The following is an 18,424-nucleotide window of genomic DNA, read 5'->3' as shown; positions in this document are numbered from 1 at the left end:
AGATAATTGGGTTTTAAGGAAATGATGTAGATGAAGATTTTAGTTACTGGGGGTAGGGCGCCTGCTACTATGGATATTATGCGTAGCCTCATTAGTCAGGGATATGAGGTTTATGGTGCCGAAAGCATGCTTTATCCACTGGCGCGATTTGTTAAGGGAGTCAAAAAACATTTTGTTATTCCTAAGCCCAATCAAGATTTAGCTGCATTTTTAAAGGCAATTAAAGAAATAGTAATTCAACATAAAATTGATTTACTAATTCCTACATGTGAAGAAATTTTTCATATAAGCCAAGGCTATGAAGAATTATCAAAGCATACCCAAGTATTCTGTGAGCCCTTTGAACGCCTGAATCAATTACATAGTAAGTATGCTTTTAACCAGCTTGTTAGTGAATATGGTTTATCTGCTCCACAAAGCTGGTTACTTAATACAGATAAAGACAAAGAGGTTCTTCCAAAGGATGTAGCTTTGGTTTTAAAACCTGTTTTTTCTCGTTTTGGATCGCGTACGCTTATCAAACCGTCACAAAAAATCATTGCAAATCTAGCAATTAATGAATCTCATATTGCTCAACACTTTATTCAAGGAAAAGAATACAGTAGTTATGCTATTGCGCATAAGGGAGAGGTATTAATTCAATCGTGCTATTACTCTAAATACCAAGCCGGTCGATCCACAGGAATATACTTTGAACCTGTAGAAATTAAACCAATAACTGAGTTTATTAAGATATTTTGCAAACGGTTTCAATTCAGTGGCCAAATAGCTTTTGATTTTATTTTGATGAATGATAAAGCATATGTTTTAGAGTGTAATCCAAGGGTAACCAGTGGGTTTCATCTTCTTACTGATAAAATTGACTGGCACACTATTTTAAGTGGACAACGGCAGTATGATGTACCCAATATGCAACATATGCAGCCCTTAATGCTTGGCCAAGGAATGACGCTTCACTGTTTGAAATATCTATTGAGAAATCCACGCCAATTCATTAAAGATTATCAAAGAGCACATGACATATTAAAACATAAAGCTTATCCATGGTTAAAACTGAAGAGTACGCTGATGATGCTAAATGTACTTTGTAGAGTAATCAGAACGAAGAAGGGATTTTATCCTGCGTCTACATACGATATTGATTTCAACGGAATTAAAAATTTGCCCAAATAAATTTTTCATCTCCAATTTTTTAAGCAGAGTCCGTGTTTAGCTAAGGCTGCTCAGCATACTTTTAATCTCATCTACAACTGCATCCCACAGAAAAACTGTGAGATGCACTGAGTCTTTTTTATTTGCCTATACTTTAAGTAGCCAACCGTGAAGGAATCAGAAAATGAAAGAGATACTATTGAGTAGTATTGGACTTTTATTTGCCACACAAGCCCTTGGTCTCGACATGCCTATGATGGGCTCAGATGCAAATAAATCCTTATTACCATCACCTTATCCTGTTTATATTTTGGGAAATAATGGAGTTGTCAATCAGCCTTACCCTGGTGCTGAGCGTGCTTTATTACCTACGGATAATAGTTACACGATGACCCCAGGTTGTTATATTGCCTGTTATTCACATAAGCCGGGTGTTTATCCTGTTGCAGCAGATATTTACGTCATGGGACAAATTCGTATTTGGGGTGAGTATGTAGCAGGAATTTGTCAGCCCCACGGATATAAGGGAATGGACATCAGTCAGGTAAGCAAATTTAAATTTCTCTGCTCTGAAAAATTTAATGCATGTAAAAATAATATATGTTGGGCAGGTGGCGATACTGGCGGTTGGTTTGGGATTCATTAAACTGTTTTTGAGATGCATTCTTGCCCTATGTTATATAGAATGGATTTTCTGAGTTTATTCAAGAGTCCTTTAGTAAGGAGTAGCGAGTCGATGAAAATAGCAGTGTGCAGTGATGAACTCTATCCTGTTAATGAGTTTGTTGTGCAGGAACTTGAGCGTTTAGGACATCAAGTTATTCCATTTGGTGCAATCAAATCACGCCAAAATGAATCGTGGATTCATACTGCTCAAATTGCTGCTGAAGCGATTCATCATGGTGAATGTGATGAGGGTATTTTCTTTTGTTGGACAGGTACGGGCATTTCTATTGTGGCGAATAAAATTCCTGGGATAAGAGCGGCGTTGTGCACAGATGCCCAAACTGCAAAAGGTGCAAGAATATGGAACCGAGCAAATGTTTTAGCGTTATCTAATAGACTTGTAACTCAGGATTTAGCAAAAGAAATCTTAGAGTCTTGGTTTAATACTAAATCTGATGAAGAAGGGGAAGGGATCATTAAGGAAATAGAATCCATCGAAAGAAAACATTATTAGTTTATTTTTTAAAAATTATTATTCATAACTTATTCTTACAAGACGTGAAAGCGCAATTGAGTGATAATAAAAGAGTTTTAGCAAATATTCGCACTAAATGAACCTATTAAAACTTGTATAATGAATCACTTTCTGGCTAAATTGGAGTATCAAATTCCTCATAGGTTTTTTATGTTAAAACGGGATATTTCAACAACTAATATTCTTATTGCCTCTGCTGGCGGAATGATTGGATCAGGGTGGTTATTTAGCCCATTTATTAGTGCCCAAATGGCAGGTAGCAACTCATTAATTTCATGGATTATTGCTACGATTTTTATGATCTTTATTGCGCTACCTCTTTGTGAGCTTGGTACTATGTTTCCAATATCCGGAGGGATGTCTAATTATCCTACTTTTACTCATGGGAAGGAGGTAGGATTTTTATTTGCATGGACCTCATGGTTGTCTTATGTGGTGATGACTCCTATAGAAATCCAGGCTATTTTACAGTACTCAAGTCATTTTTTTCCAATATTAATTGTTAAAGACTCAACAACATTTACGCTCTCCGGCTATGGTTATGTTGCAGCTATGGGGATCATGCTTTTTGTCGTAGTATTGAACTCCTACGGAATTAAATTGCTTGTTGAATGTAATAAATATGCAAGTATTATTAAATTTATATTACCAAGTATCGCAATTGTTTCCTTGCTTCATATTGCTCCAACGTTCGATAACGTCAAAATTAATTTGTCTGATAAAGAAAGTTGGGTAAATATTTTTACTGCACTTTCTGCTGGAGGCATTGCTTTTGCTTTTACTGGATTTCAGAATGGTTTGGTATTGGCAGGAGAGGTAAAAAATCCACAACGAAATATTCCCATAGCTATATTAGGTGCGGTACTGATTGGATTTGTCTTATATTTCATGTTGCAATTAAGTTTTATCGCTGCAGTACCTCAGAAATATTTAACACATGGTTGGCAAGCCCTGAGTTATCCAGGAGATAGCGGACCTTTAGTAGGCTTAACTTTGCTTTTAGGCTTAGGGCTTGTAGCCACTTTGCTTATGATCGACGCGGCGTTTTCCCCATTTGGAACAACCTTAGTTTATACAGCTGCTACTTCGCGAATTTTATATGGAATGGCATTAAATGATCATTTGCCCAAAATCTTTTTAAAGGTAAATCGTCATAAGATTCCTTATGTGACTCTTTATGCAAATTTATTAGTTGGAATGTTTTCATTTCTCCCATTTCCAGGATGGCAGAAGTTAGTGGCATTTCTGTCTTCTGCAAGTATTCTTTCATACAGTATTGGACCTATATGTCTTTTAGCAATGCGTAAATTACAGCCATCAACACCAAGACCTTTTAGACTTTCAGGGGCACTTGTTTGTTCGCATATTGCATTTTATTTTTGTAATTTAATGCTTTATTGGTGCGGGTTTTCAATCATATGGAAGTTGGATATTGCTTTACTCGTTGGTATTCTAATTTACTATGTGTATCATCGTAGAAACTCCTGGGATAATAGTTCACTTTTATACTGGTTTTTATTTTATATGGTGACCATACTTGTTGTTTCTTATTTAGGCACTTTTGGTGGCATAGGAATTCTAAAGTTTCCTTTTGATCTCTTCAGTCTCTTACCTTTAAGTATTTTTATTTTGTACTCCTCCCAAAGATTGTTGAGTCCAACACGCCATGAGCATGTTATTTCTATAGTAGAGGAGTCAACTGCTGTTGTAGAGGACGAACTTCTTACATAATGAATTTTTAATGATATAATCGCCCTCTATTTAATTTTAATGGGTTTTTTTGATGCTTTTTGTTCATTTTGGGGTCGGTCGCTTAAGTAAACGAGTTTTCGCACTTTTAGGTATTTTTTTTCTATCCGTTTCTTTTGCTACTGAGGTACCTATTTATGATTTTCCGCTAAAATCCTATTCCCAAGATATCCAAGATTATTTCCCTTCGAACAGTGAAGACAACGATGCTCCATTATTAAAACCTGAATATCAAGAAACCCAATTGCAGCAATTTTATAATCACTATTATTCAGATAGTTCGGAAGGTCTCTCCCCTTGGAGTGAGAAGATGGTCAGCTCTGTTCTTCCAATGGTTAAAAAAATTGAGCTGGAATTATTAACGGAATTTGATAATCAAAATAAGCCTGATGAAGAGCGACATTATGCCGAAAACTTCAAAGAGCATGATGAACGATGGTTAAATCGAATCAAAAACAATATGGATTTCCCTGCTATTGAAGTATCAGCATTTAATGAAAAGAATAGGGCCATTGCTGTAAATAATACATTTGCTCGTGCGCTACCAGATGGTGCCCCAGATTTTTTCCATTTCACTATACCTGGCCAAGGTTTTCCATTTGATAATTTACAAGAATCAGTGATTTGGGCGGGAACTCCACTTTATGTTTTTACTGTTTCTCAGGATAGAGCCTGGTCATTAGTATTAACACCTGATGCTTATTTTGCCTGGGTAAAAAATTCGGATATCGCTTATGCTTCAAACGGATTTATTGAACAATGGAAACATGCAGCTAAAAAGGGCTTAGTTGCTATTACTGAAACTGAAGCCAGCGTCCTGAATCAACATGGTCACTTTCAATTTGCAGGCTATATAGGTGCAGTATTCCCACTACAAAGTCGCACCCAAAACTCTATTTCTATCTTAATTCCTATAAAAAATGAGTATCATCAAGCAGTGATGCAGACTGGGTTTGTGCGATCACAATCCGCTAGTCTCATGCCTCTTGAGGCTACAAAAAAAAATATGGCTAATATCTTAAAACAACTGCAAAATCGTCCTTATGGTTGGGGAGGCGCTTTCTTTTTTAATGATTGCTCCCAAGAGCTAAAAAGCATATTTACTCCATTTGGTATTTGGTTGCCACGTAACTCGTCACAACAGGCAAAAATAAGTTCAGGCATCGATTTAACCAAAAGTACGGTTGATGAGCGAATTAGTACTTTGAAAACAAAAGGACATCCACTCATGACCCTTATTTATATTGGCGGTCATGTGATGCTTTATTTAGGCAATATATCTATAAGCAATCATGAAGTCGCTGCGATGACCTATCAGAACCTTTGGGGACTTTCTCCTGAAAGCAGGGACAAAAGATATATCATCGGACAAGCATTATTTTTTCCTTTACTTAAGTATTATCCGGAAAATCCAGATATAAGTTCGCTGGCTAATAAATCATATTTTAAGATGATTCAACTTGATGAGTTGAGTACAAAGAGTCTTACACCGGAAGTATTTTCACGAAGCTTTACAAAACCGAATCGTCCTAATTTGAACTTATAAAATGGCAAAATTTAAATTAGTATCTATTTCGTTATTATTTTTTTTCTTTTTAGTTTACTTTTTTATATCTATAAAGAAATATTCTACTGATCCTTGTGTTTTAGCACATTTACAAGATGTTCCTGACGACACATCCCAGGTGATTGTGGTAAATCTTGTAAAAGGCTTCGAAGCTAAAGTAACTGCGTGTAAAAGGCAAAGGCAGTCATGGAAACTTGCATTAAATTCTTTTCCTGCAGTTGTAGGCCAGGAAGGTGTAGCTCCTGTTGGGAAAAAGAAGGAAGGGGACAGGAAAACTCCTGCAGGTTTATATCCCCTTGGGGATGCTTTTGGCACAGAGCCTTTAGGACTTAAAATGGATTTTAAATACATTACTTCTGATGATAAATTTATTGATGATGCATCTCATAGTGGCTATAACACCTGGGTCAGAGGAAAGACAGATGCTAAAAGCTATGAATCGATGTTAATTGATGTGTATAAAATGGGAGCTGTAGTTAATTACAATATGAATCCAGTTATCCCAGGAGATGGAAGTGCTATTTTTATTCATTTATGGCGATCGATTCATGTAGGAACCTATGGATGTATTGCTATGGATGAACCTCATTTATCAAAATTACTTCATTGGCTGGATAAAACGCAGCGTCCTTATATTTACATATCAAGCTAGATTTATTTGTGACCAAAATACTTTGAATAGGGGTTGCACTTCGGCTCTGAATCGGTAAAGCTATACTTCATGTATCTTATTAGGGTAAATGTCGTGCGCTATTCTAATTATTTATGTTTCTTCGCTGCTTTTTTCTTTAATCAAATAGGGAATTCTCAAACGCTTTCAGAGAAAATAGATGAGATTATTGCACAAAAATTGCCACACTCAACCGTCGGTATCCTCATTAAAGAAGCGGAAACTGGCCAGGTGGTTTACAGCAGAAACGCAGATAAGTTGCTTTCCCCAGCTAGTGGGATGAAGTTGCTTACCGCAGCAGCAGCGCTCTATCAATTAAAACCAGATTATCGATTTATAACAACACTTTCTCGAAAAGAACAAGATTACTATGTTCAATTTACAGGGTCACCATCATTTACTGCTGATAATTTAACTTCATTAATGTTGAACTTGAAAAAAAATAATATAAACTCCATTAATGGAAATATAATAATTGACACTTCGCAATATCAAAAACCTAACTATCCAAGTGGAACTTCTTATGACGATTTAGGGTGGTATTATGCTGCTCCAGATTCAGCTGCAATATTAAATGAAAATAAAGTCGCTTATGAACTTATTAGTGCGAAGGAACTAGGTAAACCCGCCGATATAAAACCGAAAACACAACTTAAAGCACTGACTGTTGTTAATGAGGTCGTAACAGTGAGTAAAGAAGAGGGTAAGGACCACTGCAGTTTGAATCTTGAAATTAACCCCAATAATAACATTCGCTTATATGGGTGTATGATTCAGGAGAAAAATCCAAAAGTAATAGAGCTTGCTATCCCAGACCCTATATTGTTAGCAAAACAAGTAATCCAAAAAGCTTTAGATAAAAACAGTATTGGCTTAAAAGGAAAAATTATTAACGGTACCTCTCCTGCGGATGCTGCTTTTGTTGCGAGTTTTCAATCAAAAACATTAAGTAAGCTAATTACCCATATGTTACAACAATCAGATAATCTCTATGCAAACAGCCTAACAAAAAAATTAGGCTATTCTCTAGCAGGAAAAGGAACACATAAAGAAGGCGCTTTCGCAATTAAAAAAATATTATCTGAACATACCCATCTTGATATGTCACAGATGGATATTATTGATGGTGAGGGAACTCGCTATAATTTGGTGACCCCAGAACAAATGGTTGTTTTACTGAACGATCTTTATCATGATCAGGCTATGAAATCTATTTTTTTCAAGGCACTACCCCAAGCGGGTGTTTCAGGAACATTAAAGGATAGAATGAAGAAGACTATGCTCGAAAAAAATGTCTATGCAAAAACGGGGTCAATGCATGATATATCTTCGTTATCAGGCTTTCTTGTTAACCCACACCAAAAAACATTTATTTTTTCTATTATTATTAATGGAGTTAATAAACCCATAGAAAAAGCGAAGTCTCTTGAGGAAAAAATCTTGTTAGCATTAGATGAATATAGTTTAGAAGGAAGTCCTTCTCTTTAAATATTAATGAAGCACTCGTTTTAATACATATTTCTGAAGCGTGAGCATGCCTTCAATTGTATCTATAAGTTTTTCTTTGACTTATACTATTTTTATAGTCAAGGAAAAAGAAAATGGACGAAAAGATATACTATAGGACTTTTACGCATCTTATTGGGGGAATTTGTTTCCTATCAGGTTTTTTTGATCTATGTGCTTGGTATTTTAGCCCTCATTCATCAGTTGAACTTCCCGAATATCTTTTTATGAGGCCGACCACTGCGGTGGGCTTCCTTTTTTCGGGTTTGACTTTAATGTGTTTGAATAGAAAAGCAATACAAACAAGTCGAATTCTTAGTTCTATCCTTTTATTATTTTCCGGATTGGTTTTGTATGAACATATCTTGAATGTTAATCTAGGTATTGATACTTTTTTTACTAAAACTCTTGCATTAGACTTCAATCAATATCCAGGGCCTATGGCTCCTAGTGTTGCTTTAAGTTTTATAATTGTTTCTCTTTGTTTTTTAATCATTTCATTCGATTTTTCTACTAATTGGCTTTGGCTGAGTTTATTCGGTGTATTTTTTATTTTAAGTTTTGGATTTATTGCCGGGACTGATTACTTTATCGATTTTACAACACGTTTTGGTGCCGGAAGATGGATGAAAATTTCTATTTATACTTCTATTGGTTTAATCCTTTTAAGTTTAGGAATCATCTTCTACATTAACTCAAAGAATGTAAAACATTCTCGGGTTTCTCTTCCATTAATTACGGTTTTTGTAATTTTAAATATCACTATTGTAGGCTGGCAGATTACCAAGAAAAACCAAGAACATTCATTAAATATGTTACTGCAGTTGAAGGTTGAAAATGTTGAAGATGTCATTGAGTCGCATTTACAAGAGCTGGCTACTTCTTTTTCGCGAATGGCCGAACGTTGGATAAATCAACAAACAATCTCCAAAAATGAATGGCGTTCAGACGTAATGCATTATATTCACGATCAACCGGGTTACAGAGCAATTGAATGGGTAGACAATAAATATATCGTGCGTTGGATTGCACCAGAGGAGGGTAACGAACAGCTTAAGGAATATAATCTTTACAATGATGCTGATCGACGTAAAGAGATATTAAGAGGTTTGGCAACAAATGAACTGCAAATGAGTGCTCAATTTGAACTAGAAGAACAAAGTAAGGTTCTTTTATTGTTAAGTCCTATGCATAAAGGAACTCTTTTTCAAGGGTTTATGGTTGGAGTTCTTGATACAGAAAAATTTTTGGAGGATATTTTAAAAAAAATGGATATTCAAGGATATAATTTGAATATCTATGATTCTTCCGGACTTTTATATACTAATAATCGTGATAAGAAGTTTTATAAAAGTTGGCAACACCATATTATTCTTCCGGCCTACGGTCAAAATTGGAAAATCGTCCTTTGGCCTTCCGTTACACTTCACGAACAAGTAATTACCTCTTTTTTCCCTGCGATGATCTTAATAATCGGAATAATTATGGCGCTGCTCTCTGGATTTTTGATTTATACCCTCCAATTTATAAGTGAGAGCTCTGAAAAGTTAAAGAGAACCCAAGTAGCGTTAGCAAATGCGCGTGAACGTTTGCAAGGAATTATTGAAGGGAGTAATGATTTAGTTGCTGCAATTGATTTGAACTACAATTTTATTGCTTTTAATACAATGTATAAATGTGAAGTTTATCGTATTTTCAAAGTTGATTTGGAAATTGGCATGAATTTTAGTGTGCTTTCACAGAAAATGAGTGCTGAGAATCAAACCAAATCAATGTCGCTTTGGGAAAGAGCAATGAAAGGCACTGCATTTACAGTGATTGAGTCATTTAAAGACAAACGATATGACGGACTCGATTTTGAAATACATTACAACCCAATTCATGATTCAGAGGGTAATCTTATTGGTGTTAGTCATTTTGCAATCAATGTCCATCAGCGTATTCAAAATGAACGAAAACTTGAAGAATCTAAAATAGAGCTTGAAAATCTTGTTAAAAATCTTGAAATGCAAAACAAGGAACTGGAGTTATTGAAAGAATTAATGAGTTTATTGCAATCCAGCCTTTCCATGGATGATGCAATTGAAATAATAAAAAATTACAGTAAACGCATCTTATCTGGCACTTCTGGAATTGTTTATCTTATTTCTTCTGATAATTTGAACGTGATTAGCCGAGTTTTAAGCTGGGGTGAGCCTATTTCTAATTTATTTCTTTTTACGCCCAAAGATTGTTTGTCTTTAATACGACATCAATCTTATTATATTTCTGATATAACCGAAGGAGTATTGTGTAATCACATTAAAAATGCTGAGAAAAAACCAAACAGCTATGCTTGCTTGCCTTTATTTGCCCAAAATGAAATGTTAGGTTTGTTTTATGTGGAGTTTGGCGTAAATGCTGACAATCAACGATTAATTGCCTTAGCGCAAATTATATCTGAACAGTCTGCATTGAGTTTGTATAATATTAAACTTCGTGATGTCTTGAAAACCCAATCTTCTCAAGACAGTTTAACCGGTGTTTATAATCGACGTTATTTTGAAGAATACCTGCAAAAAGAAATCTTAAAATCAAAAGATAACCCATTTACCTTTGCTCTTTTATTAATTGATATCGACTTTTTTAAAAAAATAAATGACACCTATGGTCACCTGATTGGAGACCAGGTTCTTTTTGAGTTTGCAGCAAAAATACGGCAAATATTCCGGGAGGATGATTTAGTATCTCGTTGGGGTGGGGAAGAGTTTATGATTTATTTACGAAGTAATAATTTGGAGCATGCCAAATCAAAGGCGGAAACCCTACGCGAATCAATCGAAAATTTTTCAATTGAAATCAATCAGGAAGAGCCTATTTCAGTAACCATCTCGATTGGTATTGCTTTTTATCCTTATGATGGTAAAAGAGTAGATGATTTAATATCAAAAGCAGATGAAGCACTTTATCAGGCAAAAAAAATGGGGCGCAATAAAGTCGTAGCGAGCTCAAACATCCATCAAAATAGAAATCATTAAATACTAAATGGGCAGGATCCCCTTGAAAACTCTGCACGTGTCTTTACATTATCTGTAATTAAACAAGACAAAGTTTTCAATTAGCAACCTCATTTTAGGAAAAATACAATATCAAGCCTTTATATCTTGTTCTTAGTAATAAAAACTGGATAATCGGCCATTATTTAAATAGGTAAAAGCTATGAATACTGAGAAGCTATTTTCTTATGGTACTTTGCGTTATGAAGCAGTACAACTAAGTAATTTTGGACGAAAATTGCATGGGACTGCTGATAGACTGCCTGGATTTGGTATATCTAAAATCAAGATTAAAGACGCTAGTGTAATAGCGATGAGTGGTGAAGAAGAGCATCCTATTGTTACATATACTGGAAAGACCTCCGATAATGTAGAGGGTATGGTTTTCGATGTGAGTTCAGAAGAGTTAGAAAAAGCAGATTCTTACGAGGTTGAAGACTATAAACGGATCAAGGTGAAGCTGGTTTCAGGTGTATTCGCCTGGGTCTATGTTCATGTTGAGAGCATTGATTAACTTCATTAAAAAAGTGGATTCCCGCTTGCGCGGGAATTGGTTTTTAGTGGTTAGACCATTGATTAATCTTACCTTCGTTTTCAATCAATGCTGCATCCTCAACATAATGAAAAAATTTATAGGCATTGTTGGTTACTTTATGGAGTGGACATTTGCTTTCCTTTTGTGCCACGGGTGTTTCCATAAGCACTCCAATGACGCGAGGACCATATTTCCCCAGAACATCTTGATACATAGCCTGCCTATCATTAAGCATTCTTAGGCCAATCTGCATATTATGCAAATCTCTAGCTAAATCATCGATAAGCATTTCGATAGTTAAATCTTTCATTTGTTGTGGCAACATTTCAGAATAGATAATACCTCCAGAAGGTGTATTCTTTTCATCAATGCCGTAATGAGCCCGCCATGCATTAAAAAATTGATGTTCTATAAGATCCTTTTTAGGGCCTCGAGCACCTACAATGATGATATAGGTTTTCTCTAAGTCAATTCCATGTTTCTTGTGCCAAGAGACACATATTTGCTGCAAGCCGTTTAGTTGCAATTCGGCTGCTTTTTCACTGAGCTTATCTATCCGAGGTTTTAAATCACGTAAATAGCGTTTCTGTATCAGTTTAAGTTGATTTACCTGTGTACAACGTGAAATTAAGTCGAGATAAGATAACATTAAATCAATAGCAGGCTTTACTGTATCAAGATTGAAATAGTTAGTACGCAGTGTTTCAATTTTTTCATACAATTGATCTAATTCTTTTGGCAAATCTTCCAAAGTTATATTCAGTTGGATGGATTGTTCTAGAATTTCAAATAAAGAAATTGAAAAATGGCACGTGACTTTCATAAGTAAATAAGAATCATCAATTGCGGGTGTATCATTTTTTTCCAAGAATATAGGCCCTGATTTATCATCAATTTCGAGAAGCATTAATGTTCCATTCATGTAAATAACAATATGATTTACACGATCTAATTCCTTTTTTGAGTAAATGAGATGTTTTTCTAGGAACCACATTGAGGCTTCCTGAGCATATTGTCTTAGTGAAGTTTTTGAGGGTGGAGCTATGGGTGAATCTTGGTGTTTTCTTTTTATATTAAGTGCAGTAAACGAAGAAGACTCAGATAAATGAGGAGTATTTTTTGAGGGGCTCGGTGAGGTTTCATTAGCGTCTAAAAAGATACCCCCAACTCCATATTGTTCTTAATTGAGCTGCTATTTGAGAGATTTTGTGGGCTGCATTTTTGAGCATAGCGATTAACATAATGATCTCCTATAAAACATAGTGAAAAATAAACAACAATTTGAAGCTAACATAGGCTTTATTATTTTGTCAATTTGTTCTCTGGAGTGGCTTGAAAGAAATGAATCATTAAGTTTAATGAAAACTTAATGATTCATTGCATGCTTATTGAACCGCACGATGTTCATCTTTTACCCATCGCATCAAAAATGCTCCAATTATTTGATATAAAGGTAAAATAGCCAATGCAATATGATAACTAAATAGTGAAAAATCATGAGATGCACCTGCATTGCTAAAAGTATCAAGCAGTTTTCCAATTGCTGGCTCTGTAACTGCATCCAAAAATGCATCACTGGCATTGATTAAAGAGCTTACCGTTCCTGCCAGATATAGCGGATTTGACTCTTTTCCGATCACAAATACTATTGGAAATGCTCCTAAACTAAAACCAAAAAGAAAAAGTAATACACTCAGTAACCAAATTGGCATAGGGTGAGCGAAGATTATCAAGCTAATGGATAATGCAGATACCAAAGTGCTGTAAAAAACGAATGCGCAGCGATTTTGTATTCGATTAATAAACAAAGCAAATAGAGGGCATGCAATGGCTAATCCTACAAATACTAATGAAATGAGGGAGGGCGCAACCAATTTATCTAAATGATAAGCCTTTTGTAAAAAAGGATTCCCCCATAAACCACAAAAAATAACGATAGGAGAAAATGCTAAACCACTATATCCGGTTAACAACCAGTTTTGTTTGTTTTTTACGATTAATAAAATATCGCTCCATAGATGTGGATTTTTAGCAGCATGACTTTCCGATTTTGGTGACTCAATAGAAGTGGATGGTTTGTCTTTAACAATTAGTAAGAACAAGAAAGCCAAAATTATTCCCATCCAGGCTACGTTGGTCAAACTGGCTCTCCATCCTATTTGGTTAACCAGCCATGCAAGCGGCATCTGTCCGAAAATTGCCCCAATCATTGCGGCAGTAACGAGTAGTGAGGTCAACAAAGCATAATATTTTTTGGGAAACCACACTGCCGCGAGTTTGAAATAAGCGATGGAAGCAAAAGAAACACCAACTCCTGTTAAAGAACGTCCTAAAATAGCGGTATTTAATTCCTGAGCCTGAGAAAAAATATAAATTCCAAAAGCACAGCAAAAAATAGCTCCTGTAGTAACCCACCGTGTGCCATAGTGATCGAGGATAATTCCAACAAATAAAGGTACGATGAGATAAGTCCAGAAGTACACTCCTGATAAAACCCCAAGACCTAACCCCTGGAGGTGGAATGTGTCCATCAATTGTTGTGGCATTACACTTGGAAAGTTCTGGAGAATGTATTTATAAAATAAGAATGCTGCACATAAACTAATGATATAAATAGCGCGACAGGTAATGGTTTTTTGTTTTTGCGATGCTTGTGCATCTAGTGCGGTTTCCAAAGTACATCTCCTCAAAATAGTTAAAGTCGTATCGCCTGATTATTTGGCCTTTCCCTAGAGAGGCCGAATAATCAAAAACGCAACTCTAGGGTGAGGAGAGAAAGACCACGACCACCACAGAAACGACAGAAACAATAGCACGCACCAACCCAGCAGAGCCGTTTAAAGTTAATTGATGTTGAAAGCCATTGTTCATATATGATACAGAGTGTGAAATAAATATTAATTTGACAATGGTAACAATTAGTATTAGATATTGTCAAATAGATTATCGAAAGAATGAGATATTTTAGCTTAAAATTCTTTGATTATGAGTGATCTGAGTCCACCTCAGATCACTAGAGTTTACCGACTTGATTAGAACGATTTATTTTTCTGATGTTTTAGACTCGAATCTAATTCGGGAACAGGAAGATCTGGTATCAGTTTCTTAACTCTAAAGAGCCAACCAAGTCTTACATCCGGAGCCATTATTTCCCCAGGTTTTACCTCGCCGATTAATTGATTTAATTCGCGTTTATGTCCTGGTTGAACTACTGCTTCAAGCACATTTTTCGCTTTAAGAATGTCTTCAGGACGAGGTGCAGGGGCATGAGTTGGCACCAGACACTTTAACATGTGCGAGTAACTACTTTTAGGTTCGAGTTTAGGGGCCGTTGGTTTAGGTTGTGGCTTTGGTGACATGGCAAAAGGAGTTTGATCTTGAAGAAGTTGTATTTTATTTGCTTGCACATTATCTATACGGCTCATCAGTCCTTGTAATCGACTTTGGCAATCTTGAGCCCGTCCCCTAAGCGTTTCTGCGCGATTTTGTATTCGATCATTGTAGAGATAGTTAACGGTACAAATATCAGATTTTAATTTATCATATTTCAGTTTGGCCTTTAATAAGTCTTTTTCACTAACATGTTCGGTATCCATATTTTTTGAAAAGACAGCATATGAATCTCCATGTCGGCGATAGCGAGCTCTTTGACTTGGATCGATAATAAATTGTGCTTGACTGAAATCGTTAACTGGCTCTAACTGAGAGTTAAGGAGGATTTTTTCTTTTCTTAAAAATTGCAGAGCTTGTAATAATCCGCGCTCTTGCATTCTCAAACCTTCTATTTGTCGCGCACGATACGTAGGCAATTGTATGTCTTCGTTTAACGACTCCTGTTCATTTAATCGAGCTCTTACTTGATCGAGTAACTCTTGATATACATCTTCAGAAGTTTTAGGTGGTTGTTTGAGTTGAGATTGATAAAAGGCTAACTGCTCTTCCAACAATCGCATTCTTCTATCAAGTCTGTGCGTGCTTATCTCTTGTATTCTATCAATACTATTTGAAGTAGTAGGTGCCTGTGCTGTTTGCTGTGCTCTAAGAGCCGCTAACTGTGTTGATAGTGAGCTTATTTGTTGATTTGCATGCGTAACATATTGATCTATGGGTTGATTGTTTAATAAAGGTATTTGAAGAAACGCATTGAGTTGCTCTAGATGGTCGACAATATTCGCATTGTCTTCTTCCATTGCTAATACTTCCTCTTCAAGCTCTTGTAATTCTTCTTTTACTTGGATTAAGTCCATTTCTAGTTTATTCAGTTCTTCATCAAGTTTTAGAATCTTACTCGCTCGAATACTTGCATCCATAAGATGCATTGCAATTGACGAGTCCTTTTTCTCATCAAATTTGTTTTCTTTAAGCTTTTGATCAATTTGATGTTGCGTAACCTCGTTAACATGTTCTATATGTGCTTTATTTTTGGCAATTAATGTCATAAGAAGAAAAAGTAAACGTTGTTTCCGGAGCAGTTCCTCAGCACTACTTTCTCTAATCATTTGAGTTTGTGCCTCTTCTTTCATTAGCTCTTGGGCTATCATATTTATAGTTTCGCTTCCGCCTGCTGTTTTAAGAAACTCCACTACCTGTGCAGCATCTCTTAGTCCAAAACGAGCAAGGAATTGGGCGGATAAATGAGAATTTGTTTCGGTTGTATTGGGGGTATTGTCTCTTTCTATTTTTGCAAACCATTGTTCAAGCTGACTCGAATTCATCATCATTGGCACTGATTGAGTAGATAATGGGGATGGCACAGAAAAACTCCTGTTGAAATATTCTGTTCAAATTATAATCTTTTTTTAATTTAAAGTAAAGAAAACATTCATTAATAAACAGATAAATCAATAGCTTAGTACATTGACTTACTACTTCTGGATTTAGCTCACCTGAACTTGTTTAAGCAAGTTATTCATTACTCTATAAAAAAGAATTTTTTTCCACAAAAAAGCTGAACAAGCGATGAGTGTCAAACAGATAATAATTAATAAATCATAACGTAGCAACGAGCCATATTTTAATGAGGATGGAGGGGTAAAGCTTACAACGAGTGAAATAGTAATGCCAATAAATCCGAGAATAGATGACAAAATAATGAACCAAGAATATTGATTTTTTTCTCGCCAGGATAATCGTATTGCACCCGCAAACATAATCCCATACATCAACAAATACATTTGAATAGCTAGAGTGATCATGAACCAATAAGATGTATTAATACTGGGGAATAGTAAAAAAAGAGTACTGATAAAGGATACACCACATGCTTGCATAACCAATAATCCAGAGGAAGATTGTTTGACTGTGTTATTAATCTCATTACTTGCAAACAAAAGACCTTTAATTGGAGAAATAAGCCAATTATTGGCACAACCAATACAACCAACGACGATTAAAACATTAACAAGCAAACTCAGTTTCGGAAATTGGATTAGGGTAAAAAACACTTGAAATAGTTGGGGGATGCCACTAATAAAGTTCAATTGATTCGGTGAAAGTAGTAAAGCTAAAGTCAGGGAGCCAAAGAGCATCGTAACAAAAATAATAATTACTGAAAGAGCAATGGCCTTAGGTAATGACCCAGGTATGCAATCTTGCGCGTGCACACCAGCAATTTCAATACCACAAAAAGAAAGTATGATAGCTGTAAGAGATGCCCATGAATCTTGATGAGAGGGTGTGATAAGGTTCAGTGATTGTGGATACATAATTACCCAGATTAATCCTATAGCCAAAATTAAAATAAAGGGGAGTAAAAGTCCAAATATGGAGCAAAAAACAGTCAATCGATTGGATAAATGGAGTCCTTTTATATTAATCCAAGTTAAACACCAGATGAGGATGTTAATTATAATAAAAAGAAGCGTTTTATTTTCAACAAGATTTGGATTAATGCAATACAAAAATGCACCAGCTATAAAACTAAAAAAGGTAGGATAAATAAGGATGTTCTGCATCCATTGGAACCAAATAGCAAGAAACCCTGCTTTTTTTCCCAGACTCTTTTTTACCCAGCCATAGATTCCTTCGTGAGATTTAGAGGAAAACCAGCCTGCAATGATGGCACTGGGTAATAAAAAGAAAAATAATGCCAGGCCGAAATACCAAAAAATATCTGTTCCAACTAATGCCGCGGCAGGTAAATTACGAATGCTGTCTACTGAACCTACGGTCATTAAGGTCAAACTAAAAATGGTAAGCTTTTTATTCATTAAAATCTCAGAGATAAACAGCTCAATCCACCATCAATTTTACGAAATTCGCTTACATCTACAGTGATAACTTGAAAGCCAGAATTATGAACCAGTTCAATAGATCGAGGGAAACCCTGAGGCATGATGACGGTATTATTAACATTAATGCAATTAGCGGCATAAGCTTCATTATCATCAACAATTAATTGTTCAAATGATTGAAAAGCAGGATGGTTTACTAATTCACCATTGACAAGTAAACATCCATTCCCCAGATATGAAACTCCAGTTTTTAAATGCAAAAATTTATTAAGTTCGATCACCGTACTTTTAAAACCATATTGTGCCAATAAAGCAGTCAATTGTGTCGCGCCTTCTTTGTTAGTGCGCTGAGAAAGACCGATGTAGAAATGATCCTCTACTTGCATCACATCACCAGCTTCCAAAGTTCCAGGTGCGGCTATTTTATGGGTTTTAGCTTTATAAAAAGTTTGAATACAAGGTTCAATTAAATTAACTTCATCCTGTCTTGACAGCGCACCGGGACGAGTGAGGAGAGCGAATCGCTCGGTAAGTAGTGCGGGATCTTCAACAAAACACGAATCAGGAAACGCATCTGATGCGGGTAATACAGTTACTTCGAGACCACAGTGAGTCAGTGCATTAATGTAACTTTGATGTTGCTCTAGAGCTTTTCTATAATCAGGTTGACCTAACTCTATTGCTGATGTTAATCCATGAATCAAGCTGGGTGAAGGTGTTCGTACTATTGCTTGTTGAAACATAATAATCCCTTTGTTGTGTCAAATGAAATCCTC

At 35.7% G+C, this 18,424-nt stretch carries 14 protein-coding genes; 9 read left to right on the top strand and 5 right to left on the bottom strand.

What is annotated here, in order from left to right; all coding sequences use genetic code 11:
• Positions 1–30: 30 nt before the first annotated feature.
• The 9 genes from ACWTEW_RS14480 to ACWTEW_RS14440 all read left to right on the top strand — a co-directional run bounded on the left by ACWTEW_RS14480 (position 31) and on the right by ACWTEW_RS14440 (position 11,394).
• A complete protein-coding gene (locus ACWTEW_RS14480; RefSeq protein WP_454782360.1) occupies positions 31–1,173 on the top strand; it encodes an ATP-grasp domain-containing protein in 1,143 nt (380 codons plus the stop codon).
• Positions 1,174–1,336: 163 nt separating this feature from the next.
• Positions 1,337–1,798 (top strand): hypothetical protein, encoded by a 462-nt coding sequence (locus ACWTEW_RS14475; RefSeq protein WP_454782359.1) that lies wholly within the window; start codon positions 1,337–1,339, stop codon positions 1,796–1,798.
• Between the two features lie 90 nt (positions 1,799–1,888).
• On the top strand, positions 1,889–2,332 hold the full coding sequence (locus ACWTEW_RS14470) for an RpiB/LacA/LacB family sugar-phosphate isomerase (protein WP_454782358.1): 444 nt from the start codon (positions 1,889–1,891) through the stop codon (positions 2,330–2,332).
• 171 nt (positions 2,333–2,503) lie between these two features.
• A complete protein-coding gene (locus ACWTEW_RS14465) occupies positions 2,504–4,084 on the top strand; it encodes an APC family permease (protein WP_454782357.1) in 1,581 nt (526 codons plus the stop codon).
• 52 nt (positions 4,085–4,136) lie between these two features.
• Positions 4,137–5,648 (top strand): SH3 domain-containing protein, encoded by a 1,512-nt coding sequence (locus tag ACWTEW_RS14460; RefSeq protein WP_454782356.1) that lies wholly within the window; start codon positions 4,137–4,139, stop codon positions 5,646–5,648.
• Between the two features lies 1 nt (position 5,649).
• Positions 5,650–6,321, top strand: coding sequence for a L,D-transpeptidase family protein (locus ACWTEW_RS14455; RefSeq protein WP_454782355.1), 672 nt, complete (start codon positions 5,650–5,652; stop codon positions 6,319–6,321).
• Positions 6,322–6,414: 93 nt separating this feature from the next.
• Positions 6,415–7,827, top strand: coding sequence for a D-alanyl-D-alanine carboxypeptidase/D-alanyl-D-alanine endopeptidase (dacB, locus tag ACWTEW_RS14450; RefSeq protein ID WP_454782354.1), 1,413 nt, complete (start codon positions 6,415–6,417; stop codon positions 7,825–7,827).
• A gap of 113 nt (positions 7,828–7,940) precedes the next feature.
• Entirely contained in the window at positions 7,941–10,862 is a 2,922-nt protein-coding gene (locus ACWTEW_RS14445; RefSeq protein WP_454782353.1) for a sensor domain-containing diguanylate cyclase, read from the top strand.
• A 181-nt stretch (positions 10,863–11,043) separates the two neighbouring features.
• Complete coding sequence (locus ACWTEW_RS14440) at positions 11,044–11,394, top strand: gamma-glutamylcyclotransferase family protein (protein ID WP_454782352.1); 351 nt, start codon at positions 11,044–11,046, stop codon at positions 11,392–11,394.
• A 43-nt stretch (positions 11,395–11,437) separates the two neighbouring features.
• Here the strand turns inward: ACWTEW_RS14440 and ACWTEW_RS14435 are convergent, their stop codons facing one another.
• From ACWTEW_RS14435 to ACWTEW_RS14415, 5 genes are all read right to left on the bottom strand, one after another.
• Complete coding sequence (locus tag ACWTEW_RS14435) at positions 11,438–12,409, bottom strand: hypothetical protein (RefSeq protein WP_454782351.1); 972 nt, start codon at positions 12,407–12,409, stop codon at positions 11,438–11,440.
• A gap of 391 nt (positions 12,410–12,800) precedes the next feature.
• Positions 12,801–14,090 (bottom strand): MFS transporter, encoded by a 1,290-nt coding sequence (locus tag ACWTEW_RS14430; RefSeq protein WP_454782350.1) that lies wholly within the window; start codon positions 14,088–14,090, stop codon positions 12,801–12,803.
• Between the two features lie 357 nt (positions 14,091–14,447).
• Complete coding sequence (locus ACWTEW_RS14425; protein ID WP_454782349.1) at positions 14,448–16,169, bottom strand: hypothetical protein; 1,722 nt, start codon at positions 16,167–16,169, stop codon at positions 14,448–14,450.
• 123 nt (positions 16,170–16,292) lie between these two features.
• Positions 16,293–17,624, bottom strand: coding sequence for an APC family permease (locus ACWTEW_RS14420; RefSeq protein ID WP_454782348.1), 1,332 nt, complete (start codon positions 17,622–17,624; stop codon positions 16,293–16,295).
• Positions 17,624–18,391 carry a dimethylarginine dimethylaminohydrolase family protein gene (locus ACWTEW_RS14415; protein ID WP_454782347.1) on the bottom strand — a complete coding sequence of 256 codons (768 nt, stop codon included), beginning with the start codon at positions 18,389–18,391 and terminating at the stop codon, positions 17,624–17,626. Before ACWTEW_RS14415 ends, ACWTEW_RS14420 begins: the two co-directional genes overlap by 1 nt.
• Positions 18,392–18,424 lie beyond the last annotated feature (33 nt).

The organism is Legionella stuttgartensis, from assembly GCF_977063405.2.
The sequence above is the reverse complement of the archived record's forward strand: the minus strand, read 5'-3'. Positions and strand labels throughout refer to the sequence as shown.